We start from the raw sequence: 24,753 nt of genomic DNA, 5'->3' as shown, positions 1-24,753 counted from the left end.
CATGACAGCGCAGTTCAAGCCGGCTCGCGGTCGGCTCAACGGTGCCGGACCGGTAGCGGTCATCGACATCGGCTCAAACTCGGTGCGGTTGGTTGTTTACGAACGCAAAGCCCGGACACCGACAATGCTTTTCAATGAAAAGCTGTTGGCAGGCTTGGGGAGAGGCGTTGCGGCAACAGGCCGTCTTGCGGAAGAGTCGGTCGACATGGCGCTGGGCGAGTTGACGCGTTTCAAGGCGTTGATCGAACACACGGGCTGCAAGGACCTGTTCATTGTTGCCACGGCCGCCGCGCGTGACGCTGAGAACGGTCCGGAGTTCGTTCGCCAGGTTGAAGAATTTCTGGAGACGCCGGTTCGGATACTGGATGGTTCCGAAGAAGCCTATTATTCGGCTTTGGGTGTGATCGCGGGATTTTGGCAGCCGCGAGGAATTGTCGGTGACATGGGTGGCGGCAGTCTGGAATTGGTTGAGATTGCCGACAACAAACCGGGCAAAGGATTTACATTTCCATTGGGAGGGCTTCGTCTTTCGGAGGAAGCGGGGGGCAAGATCGCCAATGCCCGGAAGATTACCGAGGCTGCGCTGAAAGGGTATGACTGGCCGAACCTTGCTCCCGGCGAACGCACATTCTACGCGGTTGGCGGAACCTGGCGGTCGCTTGGCCGTCTCCACCTGATGCAAAACAACTATCCGCTGCACGTGATGCACAATTACGAAATCAGTGCGGAAGAAGCGATCGAATTCTGCCGGAAGATTGCAGTGCCGAATCTGGAAGGCATTGAAATGTCGGAAGTTGTCTCCAAGCAGCGGCGGCCGCTTGTGCCGATTGGCGCTGTCGTTCTTGAGCAAGTTCTGATCTCGATGAAGGCCGAAAGGCTTGTGTTTTCCGCAACAGGCGTGCGCGAAGGACTTCTGCACGAAAAACTGTCACCGGAGATGCAGGCCGAGGATCCGGTCATCGAAGCGGCTCGCGAACTGTGCACCCTGCGGGCACGGTCTCCCGACCATGCATTGGAACTGATCGACTGGACGGATCGGGTTTTTGATGAGCTGGAAATCGAGGAGACCGCAAACGAGACCCGCTTGCGCCATGCTGCCTGCCTGCTTGCCGATATCGGTTGGAGAGCGCATCCCGATTACCGCGGCGAGCAAAGTTTGAACATCATTTCAAATGCTTCCTTTGTCGGTCTGGATCATGCCAGCCGCGCTTACCTGGCCGCTGCGGTCTTCTACCGTCATCAGGGATTGCGAGAAGGGGCACTGTCTCCTGTCATCCGGCAGCTCTTCACAAACCGTTTGCGGATCCGCGCCAAGGTTCTCGGCGCAATCCTGCGGGTTGCGTCACTGTTGAGCGCGTCCATGGCAGGCCTGTTGCCGAAAGTCGGGATTGAAAAAACCGATACGGGTCTTGCGATCGTTCTGGACAAGGATATTGCAGATCTCGATGGTGAGCGTTTGCGCAAGAGGGTCGCTCAGCTTGCCAAGGTGATCGAGACAGATGTGCAGATGAAGGTCGGCTAGAAGAGGGGACCAGGCTGTTATTCGGCAGCCTGGGGATTCGCGCTTGTCTGTTGTGATTGCTGTAGCGCCACGATCTGCCGATTCTGGAAGGCAAGGGCGACCTCACCTCGCTTCAGTTTCAGCGCGGTTTCACCGAACAGTTCGAGCCGCCATCCTTTCAGGGCGGCAACGTCCGCTGCATCATCGGCGGCAATTTTCTCTAGATCATCAACAGTTGCGATCACCTTTGCCGCAACACCATTGGCTTCGCTGACCAGCTTGAGAAGGACCTTCAGGAGGTCAACAGCTGCAGCTGATCCGTCCGGTGCCTGCCGTCCCTTTGGCAACTTTGGCAGCTTGTCCTTGGGCACGTTCAGAGCGCGCTTGACGGATTTCAGAATCTCGTCCGCAGATCTAGAGCGCTCGAAACCGCGTGGGATCGTTCTGAGACGACCGAGGGCTTCGGCATCCTGTGGCTGTTGGGCCGCGAGTTCATAGATGGCATCGTCCTTGATCACGCGGCTGCGCGGAACATTTCTTGTCTGTGCTTCTTTTTCACGCCAGGCTGCCACTTCCATCATGACAGCCAGTTCAACGGGTTTGCGCACCCGCAGTTTGAGCCGCTTCCATGCCTGATCCGGGTCAGTCCGGTAAGTGGTGACGGATGTCAGCACTTCCATCTCGTCCTGGACCCAGTGACTGCGATTCTGTTCTGCCAGATTGGCTCTTAAGAACTGGTAGGCATCGCGCAGATGGGTGACGTCCGCCAGCGCATAATCGAGCTGCTTGTGGGTCAGCGGTCGTCTCGCCCAATCAGTGAAGCGAGAGGACTTGTCGATCCGGGCGCCGGTCACCTTGTAGATCAGCTGATCGTAGGAGATAGAATCGCCGAATCCGCACACCATTGCAGCGACTTGCGTGTCGAACAGAGGAGCGGGAATCAGTTCACCCAGGTGATAAATGATTTCAATGTCCTGGCGCGCCGCATGAAAAACCTTTGTCACACTATCGTCGCGCATCAGATCGAAAAAGGGTTGAAGGTCAAGGCCTTCAGACAGGGCATCGACAATGAACGCCATGTCCGGCCCGGCCATCTGGATCACGCAGAGTTTGGGCCAAAACGTGGTTTCACGGAGAAATTCCGTGTCCACTGTTACATAGTCATGAGCTGCTAGGCGCTGACAGGCAGCGGCGAGGTCTTTTGTTTTTGTAATCACATGCATGGTGATCGAAAGCTATACCCGAGTTCTGCCGCTTTGTCGCCACGAAATGGTAATTTTCAGTAGTTAGATACTTGAAAAGGCGCAAAAAGTGCGCCTAACTTGAGGCTGAAAAGAACCGCTGGCAAGCCCGAATGGGAGAGAGTGCATGCGCAAGATATTGGTGGTGAATTCCAAGGGGGGATGCGGCAAAACCACTATCGCCACAAACCTTGCAGTCGCTCTTGCTGCCCGGGGAGAAGACGTCGGACTGGCGGACGCCGACAAACAGAAATCCAGCCTTTCCTGGGTAAAGCGGCGGTCCAAGAGGTTGGTGAAAATCGAAGCACTCAACTGGACCAAGGATGGAGCCATCGGCGACAGGAACAAGGGGCTGGATGCCATCATCATTGACGGGCCGGGAGGACTGCGATCAGAACTTGCCAAAAATCTGATCGCGGAAGCCTCGGACATTGTTGTGCCGGTTCTTGCTTCCGCCTTCGACTGGAATGCAACGCTGAAGTTTCTGGACGGGATTTCCGATATCAAAAGGGTCCGAAAAGGAAAGGCAGACGTTCACGTCGTTGCCAATCGGATCAATCGACGTTCGACTCAGGTTTCGGATCTGGAACAGACTTTGTCAAAGAAAGGCTATCCGCTGCTTTGCCGGATATCGGACAGGGTGCTTTATGCGCGACACGCTGCCGCCGGTTCCGGAGTTTTCGATTATTCAGATGCAAGCGCTTACGAGATCCGGGGACAGTGGCATCCATTGCTGCAGGCAGTGGATTGCTGAAACGCGAAAAGTGTAATTGCCTGAATCAATGTCTTGACGCAGGTGCCAGAAAAAACGCCGGTCGGTTGACCGGCGTTTTTTGGTGTTATTAACCGTCCGATTTGAGTTCTTCGATTACCTTGTAATCGGTTGGCGGATCGGCACAAATTCCCGGGCCACATTCCAGAAATGTCGTCACGGTATTTGCCACAGCCAGAAAAACCATGACAAGAAACGCAAACTTTGCGAGCGTCTGTCCCCCGAAGCGGCCATGCTCGGGCTTGTCAACAAGGGGCTTTCGGTACTGTCCTTCGAACAGAAGCATGATTGCGGTGCCGAGGATTACCAGCAAAAAGCAAAGACCGGCCCACGTGTAATAATGCAGCCCAAGAACCGGCGAGCCGTAACTGCCGGTACCAGGCACGATATGTAGAAGAATTTGTCTTACAGACACGCTGCCGCCGTAAACGGCGGAGAGCAGCATGATGCCGTAGTGGTGTGGCTTGGCGCCGTAGATCAGGTTGAGACACAGGCCGTAGCCGACGCCGACCAGGGCAACCCGCTGAAGCAGGCAAAGCGGGCAGGGCAACTCGTCAAGTGCGAACTGGAAGGCGTAGGCGGCAATCAGGATGCCGGAGACGACCAGCAGGCCAATTGCATTGAGAGTGCGCGAGGGATGCGGAGCAAGAATGATCATGACAGGCGCTCCTACAATCTGATTGTCAGGGGTGTGGTGGCATGAAAATCGAGCCAGTAAACGCTCATCGCCAAGGTCACTGCAAAAACGACGAAGGAAAGACGCCAATGATCCCGCCAGGCCAGCAGGATTGCGATGGTCATTAAGGCAAACAATAAGGAAATCACTTTCAGTCCCCCAAAACGTTGGCTTGACGAACAAGAGCCTATAGCAGGGGTCGTGGTTCGGCAATTTTCAACTGTTCCGGGTTTCCTGTCTCGCTTCCTTGTTGAAGTTTGCGTATGAAACGAGACTACTCTTTGCCGCGCCCGAGCCCCATCCGGGCAATGTTGAGACCTGCGCCAATATCCAAGAGCGGGCGCGGTGGCAAAACGGAAGGGGGAGCCAGCTTCTGCGCTTCGCTCAGGGCAGCGGACGGTACCCCTGCATATTGATCGATCAGGAGTTTCGCCAGGCCGGTTCCACGAGCAATACCTCCGGCATTGAAACCGCCGACTGCCAGCACATTGGGAAGAGGTTGTGCAAACACGGAAGAGAAATTCCGGCTGACCGCGACGACACCGGACCAGGTGTGCTCAATTCCAAGATCGGGAAGCATTGGCCAGCGCGTCCGGATCGCCTGCATATGTCGCGCACGCCGTTTGGCCAGGTCAGCTTCGTTCATAGCCAGTTTGGGCCAGAATTCAGCAGTGTTGCGCATCATGATGCGATGGTCGTTCGTGTATCGGATTGTGGCTCCCATGCGATGCGCCGACAGGATCCCCCATGGGGCAGGGTCGCCGATCGTGGCTCTTTCGTCGGTGGTGAGCGGGCGGGTCAGGCTTGCCGTCAGTGTCAGGTGCATCAGACGGCCTTTGAAAAGACCGAATTCACCCAGCAGGCCATTGGTCGCGACAACGACATTGGTGGCGGTCAGAGTGCCATGTTCGGTCAAAAGGTGAACCGGTTGCCCGTAATCGATCTGCCTGACGCGAGTGTTTTCGTAGATCGAAACATTTTCTGGCAACGTTTGAAGGAGTCCTCGTGCAAGAGCTGCGGGTTGAACCAGTGCCGCCTGCTTGGTCCAGAGCCCTGTGTGGTAATACGGTATCCCGAGGCGCTGTTCGAGTTGGCCACCCTTCATCCACTCGTAGGGGACGCCCAGTTCCTGGAGGACTTTCTCGAAATTGTTGAGATCTTTGGCATGCCGGGGTTCCGCTGCACAATGAAACTTTCCATTGTCATCCCAATCGCATTCGATGACGTGACGTCGGACCGTTTCACGAAGGTAGTCCAGTCCAGCCTTGTTGATCAGGTAATTGGCCAAAGCCTTGGATTTCATGGCTTCGTCGTCACCCACCCTGCCGGGAGACGTGTCCACCACAAATCCCGAATTCCGTCCGGCAGAGCATTCGCCGACGCGCTGAGCATCAATCAGGGCAATACTGGTTTCCGGATAGAGCTCGGCCAGACGCCGTGCTGCAGCAAGGCCTGAAAACCCACCGCCGACGACTACCCAATCCGCTTTTTTGACTTGCTGGAGTTGTGGGAAGTCAGTTCGAGCCGGCAGTGTCTCAATCCAGCCGCAGCTGTTGTCGTTTCGGGCAGTTTTCGAAATCGAGGCTTTTCGGGTTTTGGTCAGGTGATCGTACAAGACTTGCCCATTGCGGTTATTGGAAATTGCTATCTCTAGGGTAAGCAAAACTTTTTATTCTCACGCCGTCCTGAATGTGGCGTCTGAGAAATTTCCGGTTTAAATTCTCACAAGAACAATGCAGATCAAAATCGAATGTTCTTTGAAGTAATAAGAAAAACTGTTTTCTAGAATCAAGAATCATGAACGAGAGACAACTCAGAGCCTATAAGCTTGCACTGGAGACCGGAACGCTCGTACAAGCGGCAAGGATGATGAATGTTTCCGCGCCGGCGGTCAGTCAGATGCTGACCGCGCTGGAAGAAGAACTGGGGTTCGCGCTCTTCAACCGGCGGCAGGGGCAAGTTTCGCCAACTCCGCACGGACGCTTCTTTCTACAGGCGGCGGAACGGGCAATTTCGTCATTTGATGCTGCCCGTGAAGTCGGGCAGATGCTGCGCCGGAACCCGTTGGGGCAGATCCGGGTTTCTGTTTCTCCGGGTACAACACTACAGACCGTGCCGCGCGTCGTTGCAAAGTTCCGGAAGGAGTTTCCGGACTGTCAGGTTTCCGTGCAGGCGCGAACCTCTCCTCATACGGTTGAGCTGATTTCGCATCAGGTCGTGGACTTCGGAGTGGTGGATGCGCCATTCCACGAAGGCAAGGGAGATGGAGTGACCTTCCGTAGTCCTTTGCACTGCGTGTTTCGTGCAGGCCATCCACTGGCCTCCAGGAAAACCGTCACACCGGTAGACCTGCAGAATTTTCAGTTGGTGACATTGAGTGAAGATCTGCACTCCACCCAGAAGCTGCTTGAAGCGTTTCGTGCGGCCGGCACCGATCCGAAGCGCGTTGCCGAATGCAATCTGTTTGCCTCCGTCATCGCAACGGCCCTCTATTCCGATCTCGTCGGCTTCGCACCCGGCAACAAAACGGCACATGCGAAAGATCTCGCAGAAATGGACAAGCGGCCGTTCGAACCGTCCGTCTTCTATGAATGCAGCGTGCTGCAGTCCGAAGGGCGGGACTTGCTCACCGAGCGTGAGTGTTTTCTCGAGTTGCTTTTGGAGGAGCTGAGTATGGAACTTGGCCCACCGCATTCTGACCGGGAATGATGGTCGGCTTGTGAGAATTTGAATTCGAAGTGCGTCCGCTACGCGGCATCCTCAAAGCCAGCAGCTATTGAACGCCCAATCACTTGTTTCGGGAGTGACCTTGGGACTGTCGTTAGACATTGAGAGCACATTTGCCTTTGCGAGCACTCGTGATTGTTGCGAGCTGAAGATGAACATCTCGCGGGGATCAGCAAGCATCGGGCAAGCCTATCCCTTGACTTTCGTCCCGCAACGTGGCTTGTGCAGCCCCACACGGCCTGCCTTCGGTGGGCCGTAACGATTTTCTATGGAATTCCAGAATTGTCGAGGAACGAGAATGCATCCCTACCGTAGCCATACATGCGGTGATCTCCGTCTGTCCGACGAAGGCCAGACCATCCGTCTTTCCGGCTGGGTCCATCGGGTCCGAGATCATGGCGGGGTGCTGTTCATCGATCTGCGCGACCACTATGGCGTTACGCAGTGCGTGGTCGATCCGGATTCCGCTGCATTTGGTCTTGCCGAAACCGTACGGTCCGAATGGTGCATCCGCATCGACGGCAACGTGAAGAAGCGGACGGACGAAACCATCAATCCGGAATTGCCGACCGGTGAAATCGAAATATTCATCCGCGAAATGGAAGTTCTGGGTTCTGCCCAGGAGCTGCCGCTGCCGGTCTTTGGTGACCTGGAGTATCCTGAAGAGGTTCGGCTGAAGTACCGATTCCTGGATCTGCGCCGCGAGAAGCTGCACCAGAACATGATTCTGCGCTCGAACGTCGTGCGCGATCTGCGTGACCGTATGTGGGAAATCGGCTTTAACGAGTTTCAGACCCCGATCATCACGGCATCGTCGCCGGAAGGGGCCCGCGACTTCCTGGTGCCCTCCCGCTTGCATCCGGGCAGGTTCTACGCCTTGCCGCAGGCGCCTCAGCAGTTCAAGCAGCTCCTGATGGTTTCCGGCTTCGACAAGTACTTCCAGATCGCGCCGTGTTTCCGCGACGAAGATCCGCGTGCCGACCGTTCTCCGACGGACTTCTACCAGCTCGACATGGAGATGTCCTTCGTCACTCAGCAGGATGTCTTCGACACGATCGAACCGGTCATTGCCGGCTGTTTCGAGAAGTTCGGAAACGGTCGTCCGGTCAACCGCGACTGGCCGCAGATCTCCTATAAGGATGCAGCGCTGTGGTACGGCACCGACAAGCCGGACCTCAGAAACCCGATCAAAATGCAGATCGTCTCCGAGCATTTTGCAGGTTCGGGATTTGCGATCTTTGCAAACCTTCTGGAGCAGCCAGGCACACAGATTCGTGCCATTCCGGCGCCAAAGGGTGGCAGCCGCAAGTTCTGTGACCGCATGAACAAATTCGCGCAGGGCGAAGGTCTGCCGGGTATGGGTTACATCTTCTGGCGCAAGGGCGAAGACGGTTCCATGGAAGCTGCCGGCCCGCTTGCGAAGAACATCGGTCCTGAGCGTACCGAGGCGATCCGTGTTCAGCTGGGTCTGGAAGTCGGCGATGCCGCCTTCTTCCTTGGCGGCAAACCGAAGCAGTTTGAGCCGGTCGCGGCAAAAGCGCGCGTCATCATCGGTGAAGAACTGGGTCACGCGGACAAGGACCGGTTCGAATTCGCCTGGATCGTCGACTTCCCGATCTACGAGCGGGACGAGGAAACCGGTGAGATCGATTTCGAGCACAACCCGTTCTCCATGCCTCAAGGTGGCATGGAAGCGTTGGAGGGTGATCCGCTTGACGTCAAGGGCTGGCAATACGACCTGGCCTGTAACGGTCATGAGCTTGTGTCGGGTGCTATCCGTAACCACAAGCCGGAAATCATGTACAAGGCCTTTGAAATTGCCGGTTATCCGGCAGAAGAGGTCGACAAGCGCTTCGGCGGCATGGTCAACGCTTTCCAGTATGGCGCTCCCCCGCACGGCGGCTGTGCAGCCGGTATCGACCGCATGGTGATGTTGCTTGCCGACGAGGCGAATATCCGCGAAGTCATGCTCTTCCCGATGAACCAGAAAGCGGAAGATCTGATGATGGGTGCCCCGAACGAGCCGACGGCGGCCCAACTGCGCGATCTGCACTTGCGGTTGAATCTGCCTGAGGCATGAGAAAGACGCTCTTGCAGGACGCTATCAAATAGGAGTACCCCTCTCCTGAAAGGGGCGTGAGGCCGGCTTTGCTGGCCTCATTCGTGTCGGGTTGTAAAACCGTCAGAAAGGTGACGCTTCGTGCGAAATCCGTTCAAGTCCAAGGCCTGGTCTGATCCGAACAGCACGGTTCAACTGATCAAGCGCTTGTTTAGCGAAAACTTCCGGAAGTACATTCCGAAATATCTGCTGGCATTCGTCTTCATGGCGATGATCGCCGCGACAACGGCTGCCAGCGCCTGGATCATGCGCGATGTGGTCAATGAAGTCTTTGTAAACAAAGACTCGACAATGGTGTACCTGATCGGGCTTGCGGTTCTGGTAATCTTTACCCTGAAAGGTGCATCGACCTATGGCCAGATGATCGTTCTGTCGCGCGTTGGTAATGAGATCGTCGCCGATCTGCGCAGGCGGATGTTTGACCATCTCATACGACAGGATCAGACCTACTTTGACAAGATGTCATTGGCGGAAATCAACGTTCGTGTCGGTCAGGGTGTCGGTGCAACGAAAACCACGCTTGAACTTATCATCCTGACGCTCGGCCGCGATGTGCTGACGTTGATCGGGCTTGTGTTCGTGATGGTTTACCAGAACCCACTCTTGAGCGTGTTCGCCTTTGTCATCATGCCGCCCGCCGTAATCGGTGTCGCCTTTTTGGTGCGTCGTGTGAAACAGTATGTCAAGCGGCAGGTCGTCTCGAGCGCAAAGATCGGTTCGACCATGCAGGAAACCGTTCTGGGCGTACGCATTGTCAAGGCCTTTGGCATGGAACCGACTATGCGCAAGCGCATGGATGTCGGAGTCCGGGAAGTGCAGAAGCAGTCGAACAAGATTGCTTCATTGACCGCTCGTACGTCTCCATTGATGGATACGCTTGGCGGGTTCGCTATTGCGATGGTCATCTTCTACGGAGGATACTCCGTAATCGAGCTCGGACAGGACCCGGGAGCACTGTTTTCCTTTATCACCGCTCTGCTGCTGGCATATGATCCGGCTCGTCGCCTCGCGCGACTGAATGTGAATCTTGGCAAGCAGATTATCGGCCTTCGCCTCATGTACGAACTGGTTGATCGCGAACCTGCGATGCAGGACGCTGAAGACGCCATTGACCTGAAAGTGAAAGAAGGAAAAGTCGAGTTTCGCGACGTTGTCTTTTCCTACGGGGAAAGCGCAGCGCTCAACGGTACGAGTTTTGTCGCGCAACCTGGAAAGATGACTGCACTTGTCGGTGCTTCCGGGGCAGGCAAATCGACGGTGTTTTCACTGATCGAGCGTTTTTACGATCCCGAAAGCGGGGAGGTCCTGATCGAGGGACACGCGATTCCTTCCTGCAAGCTAGCGTCCTTGCGGGAGAACATTGCCTATGTCGGTCAGGATGCTTTCCTGTTCAATATCAGCATCAGGGACAACATCTCGGTTGGTAAGCCGGACGCTTCGCAAGAGGAAATCGAGGCCGCGGCAAAGTCTGCGAATGCCCATGACTTCATAATGCAACTACCTGAAGGATATGACACCAGAGCCGGTGAAGGCGGGAACAACCTTTCAGGTGGTCAGCGACAACGCATTTCAATTGCCCGGGCCATGTTGCGCGATGCACCGATATTGCTTCTGGACGAAGCAACTTCCGCTCTGGACGCCGAATCGGAAGCAAAGATCCAGACGGCGCTTGAAACGCTGATGGCTGGCCGAACCACACTGGTGATTGCCCATAGGCTGAGTACTGTGCGTCATGCTGATCAGATCTACGTCATGGACCAGGGCCGTGTTATCGAAAACGGTACGCATGATGAGCTGTTTGAGCACGATGGTACCTACAGGAGGCTCTGCGAGCTGCAGTTTCAGAAACGCAACCAAGCCGCTGAATAAACAAAAAGCCCGGAAAATTTCCGGGCTTCATTATTTGGAATACCGTCGACTATTGATTTGCGGTAATGCCGACGGACAGTATCTGCGGGATCATTTGGGGGGCAAACATCACCGTTCCCATGATCTGCGCGACTGGAACCGGTGCTGCAGGGCTCGCCGCGATTTCCAGTGAGCCGGGTGTGGTCAGAAACTCGGTAACGGCTTCGTTCACTTGTGCTTCCAGTTCCTTGTTCTGCAACACACCGAGCATGACAGGCAATGCACCAGTGAGTTGTGAAACATAGACAGGCACCTCAACACCGGCCTTTTGAGCTTCCTGATCAAGAATGCGTCCTGTCAGGGATTCGTCATCTAGACGGACTTTGGCGTTTGCAATCGTGATGTTCTGCAAAAGCGCCATTGTTTCTTCGGAATTGTCCGACGCTTCGTTCAACCCGGTGACGACATCTCGAGTCACCCCACCGAGGGAGAAGGAAATTGTCAGACTGGCTGCGTCCTTGGCATTGATGTTAAGTCCGGGAACCTCGACCGTCGCAGCATCAGGGTCCCATTTGCCCGACCCTGAAACGTCAATAGACAGCGTTTCGTAGCCCAGATCCGTGAGGGATCTGGCCTCTTCAGCTTCAATCTGCTTCACATCGATCATTGCGCCAGTAATGGAAAACTGACCTGATGTCGGCAAGTCACCGTCCATGGAGTCGATGGACGAAGATACTTTTTCGATATCGGCAACCTTGCCGTCTTCATCCCGGATTTGGATGGAGCTTGCCTCGAACGACTCGTATCCGGGTCCAATGGGTGTATCCTTGGACTTCGCCTCGTCAGCCGAGGGCAGTACGAGTGCCGAGACGCTGACGGTTTCCAGGGTCATGCCGCCGTCCTCGGCAGCAAGCTCGAGTTTTTCCAAGGTCAGGTTTTCCAGCTTCAGCCGGCCATTGGCCTGAATGTCGCCCCCCGTCAGCACAGTTGAAGCGATGGTGACCTTGGCATCTTTCTCGTCTTCGTTGGTGATGAGAAGATCACTGATCGTCACCGTATTTCCTGAAGCGTCGACTGATCCATAACTTTCAACTGTGCCTTCTTCCGAATCGAGCAGTGTCAGAAACGCGTCCGCGATCTCGTTTCCGGACGGGTCAAACGCAAGAGCGGGGCTGGTTTGAAGGGCAATCAGGCTCACGGCTGCTGTCAGGCCTGCCGCAAACCCCGGGGCGCGGGAAAACATCATTTAAAACTCCATCATGGAAAGTCGCGCCCACTCTGCTTCATGTTCCAGTGAGAGGCAAGGCGAAAGCCGGTGAGTTGGTAAAGGCTTTATGCCGCTGCTTTTTCCTGGAAGGTTAAGGTCGCGTTTTCGACATCTTCCAGCGTTGGCAGACTTGCTTCATTGCCCAGATGTTGAATGGCGTGGGTTGATGCGCCGCGGGCAAATCTAAAATGCTGGTCCCAGCTGTTTTCCGGCCAACGCAGGTAGGAAGCGATATAGGCACCATGGAACACGTCACCCGCGCCGTTGGAATCCACGACCTTTTCAAGCGGAACATCCAATGCCGGCAAGATCTTGTCCGGCCCGCCTGCTTCGTACCAGACCATCCCCTGGTCCCCCAGGGTGACTGCGCCGACCGGGCAGTCCTTTGAACGCAGATATTCCAGCGTGTCGCCGGTCGACTTGCCAAGCTGTTCGCAGAACCGTTCTGAGACGACGGCAATGTCGATATGTTGCAGCAACTCGTCCGTGTTCTCTCGGACCGCACCACCGTCCAGAGAGGTCAGTACCCCAAGGTTTTTGCAGGTTTGCGCGTAGTAAAGCGCGGCATCGGGCATGTGCCCGTCAAGATGCAATGCCCTCATGCCCGTGAGTGTGAGCGGTGGGAAGGGATGCAGGAAGTCATTGTCACGGCAGCGGACGATCGCACGCTTGCCTCCCTTCGGCATGATGAAGGAAAGCGACGATTCGTGAACCTTTCTGCCATGAATTGAAATGCCATAAGCTGAGGCCATATCAAGGAACATACGGGCCAGCCAGTCGTCGGCCTGCGAGCACAACAGTTCCGGCTTGCCGCCTAGCTTCGCACAACAAAAAGCTGCAGTGACGGCATTGCCGCCAAAGCTGATGGCATAATCCTTGGCAATTGCCTTCTCGTCACCGGTCGGCAGGCGGTCAGTCAGAAAAGTGACGTCGATATAGGCCTGACCGATAAACAATGCCTGCATGTAAACCTCCATCAATCGGTTCTTGCATTTTGTCCGCAGATAAACACGCGGATGCTGGTCCCAGCTTTGATCTGGATGAAACGCCTGAATATTCAGTCCTTGTTTACCCAGATCCTCCATTTTCAGGAAGAGGTTATTCACGAACAGGTCTGCGTTTTGTCCTTCCGGTATATTGGTTTTGTGAAGACGGTTTTGATTGCCCTTGTCCTGGCGATCACTCCTTTGTTCGCAATCAATATCATCTTGAATCAGTATGCCGAGCGCCGCGCTGTCGTCGAGATGGAAGCGATGGGGCAGGTATCCATCCGCCGTGCGGAAGAAGCGATCAGCACGACCGTATCTCTCTTGCAGCGTCTGGACCGTGACGATGTTCAGACCTGCAGTGCGGAAGATCGCGTCATATTTGAGCAGCAGATTGTCGAACACGGCATGGTTGATGCAATCGGTCTGGCCGACGCGTCGGGACAGCGCATGTGCATTATTCCCGATCGGGAGCTTGCCGGAAAAATAATTTTGCCTCCTGTGCGCCAGGACGGTCCGCTGGTTGGCATCGGCATGCTTGATCGTGACTTCCTCGGGGCACGCGCTGCTGTTATCAGCTGGGATCTGAAGGATCAGACCAGATTGTTCGCTGAAGTGACGCCGGCGGTGATCGCGCTGGATCCGGGGCCGGAATATTTGCGATCATATCGCAGAACGGAACTTCGACTCGGTAATAACCTGCTTTGGTACAATGTGGGCGGCTACAATTCCGAAGGATCCGATCCCGAGGAAATGCTGACGGCTGAAGTCAGTTCCGAATTGTATCCGTTGGTCGCAAAGGTGACTGCACCCATTTCAGCTGCAAAGCACGCGGTGCAGGACCTGAAAGTTGTTGCGACTGCTGCTTGCGCTGGGATCGCGGTACTTTTTGTTGCGATTGGTGTCTGGCTGTCCTGGCGGCCGGAAAGCGAAGCCAACGATGAGTTCGTTGCTGCGATTCGCAATGGTGAATTCATTCCGTTCTATCAGCCGGTCATGGATATCGAGAGCCAACGTCTGCGTGGCTGTGAGGTGTTGATGCGCTGGCGACGTCCAAACGGCATGATCGTGTCGCCGGGCCAGTTCATGGCTTATGCCGAAAACAACGGCCATATCTTCGATATGACCCGCCACATGATGAAAGTCTCTTCTGAAGAAGTCGGCGAGCTCTATGGCGAAAACCCGGATCTGAAATTGTCCATCAACCTCTTCGCCGGTCACTTCCTGGATCGTGAGGTTATTGCCGACATCAAGTCGATTTTCGAGAAGTCCGATATCTCGTTCCAGCAGATCGTCGTGGAGGTGACGGAACGTCACCCGCTGGAGGATATGGAACTTGCCCGCAAGATCATTGCAGAACTTCAGGCGCTCGGCGTTCGTGTCGCGCTTGACGACGTGGGTACAGGTCACGGCGGCATGGCGTATCTGCAGAAGCTTGGGGTCGATATCATCAAGATCGACAAGATGTTCATCGACTCCATAAGCTCCGATGACAGCTCCACTACCATTGTCGATTCTATGGTGGAACTGGCGGACAACCTGGGCATGGGCATCATTGCCGAAGGTGTCGAGCAGGAAGAACAGATCGAACGGTTGCTCGAGTTGGGTGTGACAGCTGCACAGGGCTATTATTTCGCAAAGCCAATGCCCGCAGATGAATTCATCGAATTTGCCGAGCGCACGGAAGAAGAGGCCAGGGAGCGTGCGCGCCTGGCAGCTGAAGCTGCTGCCGCCGAACAAGCCGCTTCCGAAGCCGCAATGGCCGACGCGGCAGCCTGATTTCGTATCCTTCAGGTAACTCTCTGTTACTGCGTAATAATTTCGCCTGAATGTAGTTTGAAGGCTGCAGTGTCTTGCATTCAATGCATGGCTACGATGCACCTGACCCCTTGTCTGTACCGGCTGGACGGTATATCTAACCCGGCAACTGTACTGACTGGACGGTATAAAAAGCATGGCTCGTTCTTCAAGAAACGCGCAGGATTCCAAATCAGAGATTTTGAAGTCGGCACTCGAAGTCATCAGGCGTTCGGGAGCTCCTGCATTGACGATCGATGCAGTCGCGGAAGAAAGCGGATTTTCAAAGGGCGGCGTGCTTTACAATTTCTCGACAAAAGACGCGCTCATCACGGGAATGGTGGAATACCTCGCCAAACAGTTTCATGGCGAGGTCGAAACGGCGAGAGCCGAGCACTTGGCTTCGAAATGCCCGACCCTAAGTGCCATGATTGACGTGACAGAAAAATGGTTGCGGGAGCGGCAGGACGTGGCGCGCGCCATGCTGGCAACCAAGGCTGACAAGCCTGACCTGAGCGAGCCGTTCAAGGATGTCACGACGGCGTTGAAAAAAGCAGTAGAGGCGGAAACGGACAAGCGCGGCAAAGCGTGGGTCATCTGGTCGAGTCTGGAAGGTATGCACTTTTCAGACGCTCATTGCGCCTCGGTATTTACGGAAGAAGATCTCGCAGCGGCGTTCAAGGAACTCCGCCGCAGCGTGGAAGAACTTTAAAACTAGGACGAAAAACCAAATGTTGGCACGACGCAAAGCACCGATAGGCCGCTGGGCGGGTTTCCTGTTTGCGGCAGGACTTCTGGCTGCATGTCAGGACAATGTGGTGGATCCGGTCGCCGAGGCAGAAGCAAAGCTGCATGCGGCTCCAAGACCTGCAAAGATTTTCACGGTCACCAATCAGATCGGATTTGTCGAAAGACATTTCGCTGGTCGGGTCGCTGCCGTTCAAACGGTCGATCTTTCTTTTCAGGTTGCGGGAAAGCTGATTGAACTGCCCGTGCGCGAAAGCCAGCCAGTCAAGAAAGGTGACGTGATCGCGAAGCTAGAAACGACCGACTATGATCGTGCGGTGCGCGAAGCGACCATCAGCGTGGAACAGGCCAAGCGTGAGCTGGACCGGCTGGAAACCCTTCGCGACCGTTCGGTGATCTCCCAGTCTGCTTACGACGAACAGAAAAACGTCTATGACCTTGCCGTCGAGAGATCGAAGGAAGCACGCCAGAATCTTGCCTATACGACCTTGCGCGCTCCGTTTGACGGCATCGTGTCGGTTCGCCTGGTCGACAACTTTACAACGGTCAGCGTAGGCACACCCATCGTTCGCATACACGACGTTTCAGAAGTTCAGGTCGACATCAACGTCGCCGAAGCGCTTTTCGGCCGGGTTACGGAATCCGATGTCGAATCCGTCGAAGCGACGTTTTCGGCCTATGGCGACAAACTGTTCCCGCTTGTCTATCGGGAGCATTCAAGCCAGGTGGATGAGGTGGCGCAGACCTATCGCGTGACGCTTGCCATGCCGCGGGAAGGGGCAGAGCAGCTCAATCCCGGTATGACCGCGTCGGTCTTTATAAAGCTGCAGCCGGAAGGTCTGGAACTTGGCGAACAGCTGTTGGTGCCTTCAAGTGCCGTCGCGGTAGACGGAGATGGCAATGCCTTTGTCTGGAAATTTGCCGAGGAGACCGGTGCGGTTTCCAAGAACCCGGTGGAGATCGGCACGATCATGGGGGACTTCATCCCCGTTCGCGAGGGCCTGCAGCCCGGCGAGGAAATCGTGTCGGCTGGCGTCGCTTATCTGAGCGACGGTCAGATCGTGCGCCCGCTGCGCTGATCCCGGAAGCAGAACAAAGGATCAGTACCCGTGGATATTGCACGTTACTCCATTCAGAAACCGGTCAACACTTGGATGATCGTCGTCATGGCGCTTCTGGGAGGGTTGTGGGGCCTGACGACTGTCGGCCGGCTGGAAGACCCGGCTTTTACCATCAAGGAAGCCCAGGTCATCACCTCTTATCCGGGCGCGACAGCGGCCGAAGTTGAAAACGAGGTCACCGAAAAACTCGAGACCGCGATCCAGCAGATGCCTCAGCTGGACCTGATCAAGTCGGTATCGGAGCCCGGTCTTTCGCGTATCGGCGTTGAAATCAAACCCACCTACGACGGCAGTGAGTTGCCGCAGGTTTGGGACGAACTCCGCCGCAAGGTGAACGACGAGGTTCGCAACCTGCCCGCAGGCGTGGGGACACCCCTTGTCTATGACGACTTCGGCGATGTGTACGGACTTTTCTATGCTTTCACCGCTGACGGATACTCAAACAGGGATATCCGCGACACGGTCAAGCGCATCCGCCGGGAACTGTTGACGGTGACCGGCGTCGGCAAGGTCGAAGTGGCTGGCGAGCCTGAAGACGTCATCTATCTCAATGTCGATCAGGACAAGATGGCAGGTCTTGGTATCTCGATGACCGACATCACCAATGTTCTTGATGCGGAGAACCGCATCCAGACCAACGGGTCCGGTGTTTCCGGGCAAAAGCGCATTCGCCTGATGACAGCTTCGGCCTTCGATGATTACAGCGGTATTCAGGACCTGGTGATTGGCAGGCCGGGATCGACTGCCATGATCCGACTGTCGGATATAGCGACACTCGAACTCGGTGAGCCGGAAAGACCAAACCGGCTGATCAGCCATGGCGGCCACAACGCCGTGACCATCGGAGTTTCCCAGGTCGATGGCACGAATATCGTAGATGTCGGCGCGCGCGTGGTTGAAAAACTGGCCGAAATCGAGGCTCAGCTTCCGGTTGGAATGGAAATCCATCCAATCTACGAACAGAATGTTGTCGTTGATGAATCGGTGAACGGCTTCATCTTGAACCTGGCAGCATCGGTGGTGATCGTGATCGGTGTCCTGGCTCTGTTCATGGGCTGGCGCGCTGCGATCGTGGTCGGCACGGTTCTGTTGCTGACTGTGATGGCGACCGTCCTGTTCATGCGCATCTTCGCCATTGAAATGGAACGCATTTCGCTGGGAGCGCTGATCATCGCCATGGGCATGCTGGTGGACAACGCCATCGTGGTTGCCGAAGGCATGATGATCAACATGCAGCGCGGCATGAAGGCCATCGACGCGGCCAGCAAGGTGGTCAAGCAGACGATGTGGCCGTTGCTGGGAGCGACTGTGATTGGGATCATGGCCTTTTCCGGCATCGGTCTGTCGCCGGATGCAACCGGTGAATTCCTGTTCTCGCTCTTTGCGGTGATCGGAATTTCCCTGCTGCTGTCCTGGGTCTTCGCAATTACCGTCACACCGCTCTTCGGCAAGTACTTTTTCCGGACAGCAACCGGCAATCTGGAAGATCACGATCCCTACAAGGGCATCCTTTACACGATCTACCGGAAGCTTCTGGTCGGCACACTGCATGTCCGTCTGCTGACGGTGGCTGCCCTGGTTGGCATCACGGTAGCCTGCGTTATGGCCTTCGGTAATGTGAAGCAGGCATTCTTCCCGGACAGCAACACGCCGATCTTCTATGTTCACTATTGGCAGCCGCAGGGCACGGACATCCGCTCCACGGAAGCCGACCTTAAGGAAATGGAAGAGATCGTTCTGAACGATGAACGTGTCGAAACCGTCACGAGCTTCGCCGGCGGTGGAGCGACGCGCTTCATGTTGACCTATGCTCCGGAAGACGCAAACCCGGCCTATGGTCACATGATCATTCGCACAAAGAGCCGCGACGACATCGATATGCTGGCGCTTGACTTGCGTGAAGAGTTTTCAGAACGCTTCCCGTCCGCTCAGGTTGTCACCAAACGCCTGGTGTTTGGTCCCGGTGGAGGGGCCAAGATCGAAGCGCGCTTCTCAGGTCCGAACGAGAACGTCCTGAAGCGTTTGGGAGATGAGGCACAGGCCATTTTCTCCCTGTCGGAAAACAAGCTTGCCGATGTGAATACGGACTGGCGTCAACGTGAATTGGTCGTTCGTCCGATCTTCGATGAAAACCGGGCGCGGATCTCGGGTGTTACCCGAGAAGAGCTTTCTCTTGCTCTGCAGTTTGCAACCGAAGGCGTCCGGGTCGGTGCTTATCGGGACGTGGACGAGAGCATTCCGATTGTTGCCCGCAAGGCGGGGCCTGATGGAATTTCTGTCAACGAGAGTATTTCGGATTCCCTGATCTGGAGCGCCAGCCAACGACGGTATGTCCCGATCGATCAGGTCGTGCGCGAGTTTATAATGGAGCCGCAGGATACCCTGATCCATCGCCGTGATCGTGTCCGCACACTCACGGTGAAGGCCGAAACGACCGCAGGTGAAACGGCGACAGCCGCACTTGCGCGGGTCAGACCGCAGATCGAAGCCATGGAACTTCCGCCCGGTTACAGGCTGGAGTGGGGCGGCGAATATGAAAGCACCAACGATGCCCAGGAATCTCTCGGGGCTCAGCTGCCGCTCGGCTTCCTGGTGATGCTGATCATCTCGATCCTGCTGTTCGGCTCGATCCGTCAACCGCTGATCATCTGGCTGATGGTGCCGATGTCGATCAACGGTGTCGCCATCGCTCTGTTGGCGACGGATACGCCGTTTGGCTTCATGTCATTGCTGGGCTTCCTCTCGCTTTCCGGCATGCTGATCAAGAACGCGATTGTCCTTCTGGAAGAGATCGATCTTCTGATCAGGGAAGGCAAGGAAAAGTATGCGGCAATCGTCGAAGCCAGCGTGTCCCGTATGCGCCCGGTGATGCTGGCGGCAATTACCACCATTCTCGGCATGGCACCACTTCTGTCGGATGCCTTCTTCCGGGGAATGGCGGTCACGATCATGGGCGGTCTGGCCTTCGCGACGGTTCTGACTCTGATCGCAGCTCCGGTCCTTTATGCCTTGTTCTTCAGAATTCGTCCGACGAAGAAGAGCGAAGCCGAGACCGGTAAGACAGCGCCTGTTGAAGCGGAACCTGTTCCCGCGCAATAACTGCATCAATTCGAAATATCGAGGCGGCGCACGCGCCGTCTCAAATTTAAGAAACCCTTTTGGTCATTTCTCTGAATTGAGCGGCGCACCAACGCCCTCGGGTGAGCTACACTTGCTCTGGAGGCGCGCGCAAGACGCCTTTCGAGAAACATTGCGCAATGGCTTGTAGTTACTCTTTTAAATTCAGCTTGTTACCGCAATATCCGGACTCAATTTCTCAATTCAATCCTGTTGCAGAGCTTTCAAGTTCTGCGAAGCTTCATGTGCCGATTGACGTCCTTGTAGAGCAGGTAGCGGAACCTGCCCGGACCGCCTGCGTAGCAGGCCTGAGGACAAAAGGCGCGCAGCCACATGTAGTCACCTGCCTCAACTTCCACCCAGTCCTGGTTGAGCCTGTAAACTGCCTTGCCTTCCAGAACATAGAGGCCGTGCTCCATTACATGGGTTTCGGCAAACGGGATGACCGCGCCGGGTTCGAACGTGACGATGTTGACGTGCATGTCGTGGCGAAGGTCATCGGGGTCGGCGAAACGGGTTGTCGTCCATTTGCCGTCGGTCTCGGGCATGGCAATGGGAGCGATCTGGCTTTCGTTTATGACAAAGGCATCAGGTGAGGAGAGACCTTCCACGGCCTCGTAGGCCTTTCGGATCCAGTGGAAGCGGACCGGAGCGCTGCTTTCGTTCTTCAGCGTCCACTGGCATCCGGCTGGCAGATAGGCATATCCACCTGTCTCCATCAGGTGCAGGTCGCCATCGACCACGAGCGTCACGCTGCCGTCAACCACAAAAAGAACGCCCTCGGCCTGAGGATCGGTTTCAGGGTGTTGACTGCCGCCGCCAGGTTGAACTTCCATGATGTACTGGGAAAACGTTTCCGCGAAGCCTGAGAGAGGGCGAGACAGGACCCAAAGCCTGGTCTTGTCCCAGAACGGCAGATAGCTGGTGACGATGTCCCGCATCGTTCCTCTGGGAATGACCGCATAAGCCTCCGTGAAAACGGCGCGGTCCGTGAGCAGCTGCGTTTGCGGCGGGTGTCCGCCGTTCGGAGCAAAATAGGTCGGGGACGTCATATGCGTTCCTGTTGTTCCTGGATCACACGGTCTTCAAGGGAGGCGGTGACCTTGATGTTTGCATCAATCTTAGGAACGGTCCCGGGGCGAGCGCAATTGGTAATTCGCTCACAAGAAAAAACCCGCCCGCGGGGTCCACGCGGGCGGGTCTTGATCCAGCATGATGGTTCGCGCCGTTTCCAGTGGGAAGGAAACTCGGGCCGGCGCTTATGTTTCTAAGGCCATCTCGCGCTGGACGGTCGACTTAGCGACCTTGATATTGTCGAGCACCTTGGGGCAGCTGGTGCTCGACGCCTGCTTCTCGGACAGGAAGGACGACATCCGTGCGTCGAGGTCTTGCAGTCTTGTCCGGCGGGTGAACTGAGACTGCATTGCAGGCAGGGGGAGGAACGGCCAAAACGGGTTCATATCCTGTTTCCTGGTTTCAAGTGTTCGGGTGGGCTGGTCAGAAGGCCAGCCTGTTGGAATTCAGACCGCCCTCAATCCGGGTGATCTCATCTCTCAGTCGAAGCTTGAACTTCTTCAAGGAGCGGATGTGTTGCGTATCGGGATAGGGATGCAGTTCCTCTCTACGGATCAGAGAATCCAAGGTATTGTGTTGACTACGCAAGGATTTCAAACGGTTGTACATCGCCTATCTCCTCATCATTTCGGCTGTTGCGCTGACAATCCAGATATGGGGAGAAAAGTGACATAGAAGAAATACATTGTTTGAATTATATTGATAGAAAACGTCAATAGGTCGAGTCACTCACATGCGTTTTCGTCCGTCTCCTCGGCAACTGGACTATTTTATCGCCCTTGCCGAAACATTGCATTTCGGTAAGGCAGCAGAGAAATGTCATGTCTCGCAGCCGACTTTGTCCTCACAATTCAAGCTCTTGGAAGAACAGTTGGGCTGCACGCTGCTGGAGCGGGGGGCAGGTGATATCAGCCTGACCGCCGCGGGGGAGCGTCTGTTGCCTCTGGCGCGACAGGCACTTGAGAGTTTGGACGAAATTGTGGCGGCAGCGCAGGCCGGACAGGCAAATCTGGGTGGATTAATCCGTCTGGGCGTGTCTCCCACATTCGGGCCGTATTTCATGCCTTACCTGCTGCCCATATTGAAGCGTGAGTTTCCCGATCTCGAACTCTATATTCGCGAAGACCGGCCCAACCTTCTTGAAGAAGGTCTGGCTGCCGGAGCCCTGGACTGCATCATCACCCCGGATGTTGCACCCTCGGGGCAACTGGAAGAACGTGTCCTTTGCCATGAGAGCGTTTCGCTGGCCGTTCCAAGGTCTCATCCACTTTCGGGACTGGAAGTCATTCCCGTTTCGCTTCTGAGAGGCGAAAAACTACTGTCGCTCAGCGCCGGGTTCCGCCTGCACAATGATGTTCAGGCCTTGGCTCGGGCCGCAGGTGCCGACTTTCTGCAGGACTATGAGGGAACGAGTCTTGATGCTTTGAGGCAGATGGCCTCGATCGGAATGGGGCTGGCGCTTTTTCCGGCCGCCTACATCGCTTCGGAGTTCAGAAAAGAACCCGACCTTCTTTTAAAGAAGGTGGAAGGGGTGCCGATGCAGCGAACGATGTATCTTGTCTGGCGTCACGGCAACTCCAGGGCCGCTCATTACGAAAAGCTTCTGTCACTGGCACATCAGGCGGTGGCGAACATGCATGTGGCGGGCGTAGAGGCAGCGGAAGGCTAGTTGGACCTAGCCCGACCTCGGGCCTTCCGCTCACAGAAGCGACATATCCGGGGCAATCCCAGTTGCGTCACCGAAATGGCCTGGCAAGGATCCCTTGCTGGCAAGTCGAAACCGGCGCGAGATCTTCCGGTTCGGTACGTTTTGCGGCCGAACTGCCGCTTTGCACGCGCGGCTACCGGCCGAGCAGCAACTCGGGCAGCCACAGTGACACCGCCGGGAAGTAGGTCGTGACCACCAGCGTTGGAAGCCAGGCGAACAGGATCATGATGAGCGTCGGGCGCATCATCGCATTGACTTCGCTCTTGCCGACCCTGGCTCCCAGATAGAGCAGGGGCGCTGTCGGCGGCGTAATGTTGCCCATGCCGAGATTGACGCCGATCACGGCAGCAAACTGGATCGGGTCCATGCCAAGTTCCGTGACAATCGGGAACAGCAGCGGGGCGCCGAGCAGAATGCCGCTGACATCGTCCATGAGCATTCCGATAAGGACCAGCACGACGTTGACCATCAGCAGGAGGACGATCGGGTTTTCCGAAATCGAAAAGACAATCTCCTGGGCAATGCCGGGAATGTCCTCGAAGATCAGCAGCCGGCTGACAATCATCACCATGAAGAACATGACCATCACCACTCCGGTGGTGGTCGCAGTCTCGATGATCGTCGGTATGAAATTGCCCCGGTTCAACCCCTTGTAGATCCAGAAACCGACCGGGATCGCATAGATCACCGCGATGCCCGCGGCTTCCGTGGGTGTCATGATGCCGCCGTAGATGCCACCGAGAATGATGACCGGCATCATCATTGCCGGAATGGCGCTCCTGCTTTTTCTGCCCAGTTCCTGGACGAAATCCTCTGGCGGTGCTTCACGTTTGATCGTGGTTTCCCGCCTCAACATGAAGAAGTTCACGATTATCAGCAGCGTGACCAGAATGACGGCGGGGACGACGGTTGCCAGAAAGCATTTCAGAACCGACTGCCTGGTGACCCAGGCGTAGATGATCTGGATCGAGCTGGGCGGGATCAACAGACCGAGCGGCGCCGAGTTAGCAATGATCGCGGCCGATAGTCCACGAGGATAGTTGGCGGCGCGAAGGCGCGGCAACATGATGGAGCCGATGCAGGTCAGGGTCGCCGAGGCGCTGCCCGAAATCGAGCCGAAGACGGCACTGGCGACGATGGCGGCCGCAGTCAGTCCACCCTTGAAACGCCCGACGAACAACTCGGCAAGCGCGACCAGAGGAGCCGCGATCTTGCCGCGTTCCATGATGCCACCGGCCATGATGAACAGGGGAATGGCCAGGAGAACCAGGGCATTCATTCGCCAGTGTCCGGAGGGAAGCAGGGTGGTGACGTCGTGTCCACCCGCAAAGGTGATGTAAATCATGGTCAGGCCGAAGGCGAACGGCACCGGCATGCCGATGATGAGGGCTGCACAAAGGATCAGCAGCGTAAATCCGATAATCATGATGGTCAGACCCCCTCGCTAACGCCGGTCGCGGCTTCTTCAGCGTCCCATTCGTGCGACGGGCCGAGCTTGATCGCGACCCAGAAGTGAAGTGCGGTGTAAAAGGTCATGAGGACGAGCCCGAGAAAGATCCCCAGTCTCGGCAGCAGGAAAGGGATTTTCCAGGCGACGGTTGCCGGCCAGTCGGGATACTTGGTGGCATCTTCCATCACCATCAGATACGCCCAGTAGGACAGGACGATCCCAACCGCGATTTCAAGCAGCAGGGCGGTGTTGGCGATCAGCCATTTGACCCGGATGCTCCCGACCCAGGCATTGACGAAGTCGGCCTTGATGTGAGTGCCTTCATAGCTGCCTTGAGCACCGCCGATGAAGTAGAGCCAGAATGAGATCGCCAGCACCCATTCCTCGTAGGCAAACAGGTCGGCTTCGAAAATGTAGCGCAGCACGACAACCAGGAAAAAGGAGATGGCCAGAAGCATGCTGCAGAGGAACAGAATGATTTTCTGAATTCGGAGCAAAATGCGGACCGTGTGCTGTACTTTGGACGGCAGGTTGGTTTCCAGGGACATGACTCGACCTATCGTTCCGGGTAAGGACGGCGGCTGGAGCCCGAAAAAGGATGC

21 protein-coding genes are annotated in these 24,753 nt (G+C 55.9%); 10 read left to right on the top strand and 11 right to left on the bottom strand.

From position 1 onward, the window contains the following. Position 1 precedes the first annotated feature (1 nt). Positions 2–1,522, top strand: a complete 1,521-nt coding sequence (locus ABLQ08_RS01020; protein WP_352938412.1) for a Ppx/GppA phosphatase family protein — start codon at positions 2–4, stop codon at positions 1,520–1,522. 17 nt (positions 1,523–1,539) lie between these two features. Here the strand turns inward: ABLQ08_RS01020 and rnd are convergent, their stop codons facing one another. After that, a complete protein-coding gene (rnd, locus tag ABLQ08_RS01015; protein WP_352938409.1) occupies positions 1,540–2,724 on the bottom strand; it encodes a ribonuclease D in 1,185 nt (394 codons plus the stop codon). Between the two features lie 145 nt (positions 2,725–2,869). Here rnd and ABLQ08_RS01010 point away from each other — a divergent pair, with 145 nt between their 5' ends. Continuing rightward, positions 2,870–3,496: a ParA family protein gene (locus ABLQ08_RS01010; RefSeq protein WP_352938406.1), complete on the top strand. Its 627-nt coding sequence runs from the start codon at positions 2,870–2,872 to the stop codon at positions 3,494–3,496. A gap of 88 nt (positions 3,497–3,584) precedes the next feature. Here the strand turns inward: ABLQ08_RS01010 and ABLQ08_RS01005 are convergent, their stop codons facing one another. From ABLQ08_RS01005 to ABLQ08_RS00995, 3 genes are all read right to left on the bottom strand, one after another. After that, positions 3,585–4,172: a disulfide bond formation protein B gene (locus ABLQ08_RS01005; protein WP_352938403.1), complete on the bottom strand. Its 588-nt coding sequence runs from the start codon at positions 4,170–4,172 to the stop codon at positions 3,585–3,587. Between the two features lie 11 nt (positions 4,173–4,183). Continuing rightward, positions 4,184–4,339: a DUF5993 family protein gene (locus tag ABLQ08_RS01000; RefSeq protein WP_352938400.1), complete on the bottom strand. Its 156-nt coding sequence runs from the start codon at positions 4,337–4,339 to the stop codon at positions 4,184–4,186. 125 nt (positions 4,340–4,464) lie between these two features. Then, a complete protein-coding gene (locus ABLQ08_RS00995; RefSeq protein WP_352938397.1) occupies positions 4,465–5,805 on the bottom strand; it encodes an NAD(P)/FAD-dependent oxidoreductase in 1,341 nt (446 codons plus the stop codon). A gap of 182 nt (positions 5,806–5,987) precedes the next feature. On the opposite strand from ABLQ08_RS00995, the gene ABLQ08_RS00990 reads away from it, so the two are divergent. The 3 genes from ABLQ08_RS00990 to ABLQ08_RS00980 all read left to right on the top strand — a co-directional run bounded on the left by ABLQ08_RS00990 (position 5,988) and on the right by ABLQ08_RS00980 (position 10,905). Then, the gene (locus ABLQ08_RS00990) at positions 5,988–6,899 is read left to right on the top strand and encodes a LysR family transcriptional regulator (protein ID WP_352938394.1); all 912 of its coding nucleotides are present in this window, start codon (positions 5,988–5,990) and stop codon (positions 6,897–6,899) included. Positions 6,900–7,215: 316 nt separating this feature from the next. After that, positions 7,216–8,997: an aspartate--tRNA ligase gene (gene aspS / locus ABLQ08_RS00985; protein ID WP_352938392.1), complete on the top strand. Its 1,782-nt coding sequence runs from the start codon at positions 7,216–7,218 to the stop codon at positions 8,995–8,997. Positions 8,998–9,117: 120 nt separating this feature from the next. Next, on the top strand, positions 9,118–10,905 hold the full coding sequence (locus ABLQ08_RS00980) for an ABC transporter ATP-binding protein (protein WP_352938389.1): 1,788 nt from the start codon (positions 9,118–9,120) through the stop codon (positions 10,903–10,905). A 49-nt stretch (positions 10,906–10,954) separates the two neighbouring features. Here the strand turns inward: ABLQ08_RS00980 and ABLQ08_RS00975 are convergent, their stop codons facing one another. Together ABLQ08_RS00975 and ABLQ08_RS00970 are read right to left on the bottom strand one after the other, a co-directional pair. Next, positions 10,955–12,130, bottom strand: coding sequence for a hypothetical protein (locus tag ABLQ08_RS00975; protein ID WP_352938387.1), 1,176 nt, complete (start codon positions 12,128–12,130; stop codon positions 10,955–10,957). Positions 12,131–12,216: 86 nt separating this feature from the next. After that, positions 12,217–13,116 carry a sugar kinase gene (locus tag ABLQ08_RS00970; protein WP_352938384.1) on the bottom strand — a complete coding sequence of 300 codons (900 nt, stop codon included), beginning with the start codon at positions 13,114–13,116 and terminating at the stop codon, positions 12,217–12,219. 51 nt (positions 13,117–13,167) lie between these two features. On the opposite strand from ABLQ08_RS00970, the gene ABLQ08_RS00965 reads away from it, so the two are divergent. The 4 genes from ABLQ08_RS00965 (at position 13,168) to ABLQ08_RS00950 (ending at position 19,901) form a co-directional block, all read left to right on the top strand. After that, positions 13,168–14,916, top strand: a complete 1,749-nt coding sequence (locus tag ABLQ08_RS00965; protein ID WP_352938381.1) for an EAL domain-containing protein — start codon at positions 13,168–13,170, stop codon at positions 14,914–14,916. 175 nt (positions 14,917–15,091) lie between these two features. After that, a complete protein-coding gene (locus ABLQ08_RS00960; RefSeq protein WP_352938380.1) occupies positions 15,092–15,646 on the top strand; it encodes a TetR/AcrR family transcriptional regulator in 555 nt (184 codons plus the stop codon). Positions 15,647–15,665: 19 nt separating this feature from the next. Beyond that, positions 15,666–16,760, top strand: coding sequence for an efflux RND transporter periplasmic adaptor subunit (locus tag ABLQ08_RS00955; RefSeq protein ID WP_352938378.1), 1,095 nt, complete (start codon positions 15,666–15,668; stop codon positions 16,758–16,760). A 30-nt stretch (positions 16,761–16,790) separates the two neighbouring features. Beyond that, positions 16,791–19,901: an efflux RND transporter permease subunit gene (locus ABLQ08_RS00950; protein ID WP_352938376.1), complete on the top strand. Its 3,111-nt coding sequence runs from the start codon at positions 16,791–16,793 to the stop codon at positions 19,899–19,901. 242 nt (positions 19,902–20,143) lie between these two features. On the opposite strand, the gene ABLQ08_RS00945 is transcribed toward ABLQ08_RS00950, so the two are convergent. The 3 genes from ABLQ08_RS00945 to ABLQ08_RS00935 all read right to left on the bottom strand — a co-directional run bounded on the left by ABLQ08_RS00945 (position 20,144) and on the right by ABLQ08_RS00935 (position 21,602). After that, positions 20,144–20,971, bottom strand: coding sequence for a bifunctional allantoicase/(S)-ureidoglycine aminohydrolase (locus tag ABLQ08_RS00945; protein ID WP_352938374.1), 828 nt, complete (start codon positions 20,969–20,971; stop codon positions 20,144–20,146). 207 nt (positions 20,972–21,178) lie between these two features. Next, complete coding sequence (locus ABLQ08_RS00940; RefSeq protein ID WP_352938372.1) at positions 21,179–21,379, bottom strand: hypothetical protein; 201 nt, start codon at positions 21,377–21,379, stop codon at positions 21,179–21,181. A gap of 37 nt (positions 21,380–21,416) precedes the next feature. Next, positions 21,417–21,602 carry a YdcH family protein gene (locus ABLQ08_RS00935; RefSeq protein ID WP_352938370.1) on the bottom strand — a complete coding sequence of 62 codons (186 nt, stop codon included), beginning with the start codon at positions 21,600–21,602 and terminating at the stop codon, positions 21,417–21,419. Positions 21,603–21,726: 124 nt separating this feature from the next. On the opposite strand from ABLQ08_RS00935, the gene ABLQ08_RS00930 reads away from it, so the two are divergent. Next, on the top strand, positions 21,727–22,662 hold the full coding sequence (locus ABLQ08_RS00930; protein WP_352938367.1) for a LysR substrate-binding domain-containing protein: 936 nt from the start codon (positions 21,727–21,729) through the stop codon (positions 22,660–22,662). Between the two features lie 172 nt (positions 22,663–22,834). Here the strand turns inward: ABLQ08_RS00930 and ABLQ08_RS00925 are convergent, their stop codons facing one another. Further along, positions 22,835–24,127, bottom strand: coding sequence for a TRAP transporter large permease (locus tag ABLQ08_RS00925; RefSeq protein ID WP_352938365.1), 1,293 nt, complete (start codon positions 24,125–24,127; stop codon positions 22,835–22,837). 5 nt (positions 24,128–24,132) lie between these two features. After that, positions 24,133–24,699, bottom strand: a complete 567-nt coding sequence (locus tag ABLQ08_RS00920; protein WP_352938362.1) for a TRAP transporter small permease — start codon at positions 24,697–24,699, stop codon at positions 24,133–24,135. Between the last annotated feature and the right edge of the window lie 54 nt (positions 24,700–24,753).

Source organism: Roseibium sp. SCP14 (genome assembly GCF_040329475.1).
GTDB lineage: Bacteria > Pseudomonadota > Alphaproteobacteria > Rhizobiales > Stappiaceae > Roseibium.
This window is presented reverse-complemented; position numbering and strand designations above follow the sequence as displayed.

Coding starts and splice junctions, on each gene's coding strand:
- rnd (WP_352938409.1), bottom strand. CDS start 2,724: ATGCATGTGATTACAAAAACAAAAGACCTCGCCGCTGCCTGTCAGCGC.
- ABLQ08_RS00965 (WP_352938381.1), top strand. CDS start 13,168: ATGCTGGTCCCAGCTTTGATCTGGATGAAACGCCTGAATATTCAGTCC.
- ABLQ08_RS00940 (WP_352938372.1), bottom strand. CDS start 21,379: ATGAACCCGTTTTGGCCGTTCCTCCCCCTGCCTGCAATGCAGTCTCAG.
- ABLQ08_RS01010 (WP_352938406.1), top strand. CDS start 2,870: ATGCGCAAGATATTGGTGGTGAATTCCAAGGGGGGATGCGGCAAAACC.
- ABLQ08_RS00990 (WP_352938394.1), top strand. CDS start 5,988: ATGAACGAGAGACAACTCAGAGCCTATAAGCTTGCACTGGAGACCGGA.
- ABLQ08_RS00955 (WP_352938378.1), top strand. CDS start 15,666: ATGTTGGCACGACGCAAAGCACCGATAGGCCGCTGGGCGGGTTTCCTG.
- ABLQ08_RS00975 (WP_352938387.1), bottom strand. CDS start 12,130: ATGATGTTTTCCCGCGCCCCGGGGTTTGCGGCAGGCCTGACAGCAGCC.
- ABLQ08_RS00925 (WP_352938365.1), bottom strand. CDS start 24,127: ATGATTATCGGATTTACGCTGCTGATCCTTTGTGCAGCCCTCATCATC.
- ABLQ08_RS00960 (WP_352938380.1), top strand. CDS start 15,092: ATGGCTCGTTCTTCAAGAAACGCGCAGGATTCCAAATCAGAGATTTTG.
- ABLQ08_RS00945 (WP_352938374.1), bottom strand. CDS start 20,971: ATGACGTCCCCGACCTATTTTGCTCCGAACGGCGGACACCCGCCGCAA.
- ABLQ08_RS01020 (WP_352938412.1), top strand. CDS start 2: ATGACAGCGCAGTTCAAGCCGGCTCGCGGTCGGCTCAACGGTGCCGGA.
- ABLQ08_RS00970 (WP_352938384.1), bottom strand. CDS start 13,116: ATGCAGGCATTGTTTATCGGTCAGGCCTATATCGACGTCACTTTTCTG.
- aspS (WP_352938392.1), top strand. CDS start 7,216: ATGCATCCCTACCGTAGCCATACATGCGGTGATCTCCGTCTGTCCGAC.
- ABLQ08_RS00920 (WP_352938362.1), bottom strand. CDS start 24,699: ATGTCCCTGGAAACCAACCTGCCGTCCAAAGTACAGCACACGGTCCGC.
- ABLQ08_RS00930 (WP_352938367.1), top strand. CDS start 21,727: ATGCGTTTTCGTCCGTCTCCTCGGCAACTGGACTATTTTATCGCCCTT.
- ABLQ08_RS00935 (WP_352938370.1), bottom strand. CDS start 21,602: ATGTACAACCGTTTGAAATCCTTGCGTAGTCAACACAATACCTTGGAT.
- ABLQ08_RS01005 (WP_352938403.1), bottom strand. CDS start 4,172: ATGATCATTCTTGCTCCGCATCCCTCGCGCACTCTCAATGCAATTGGC.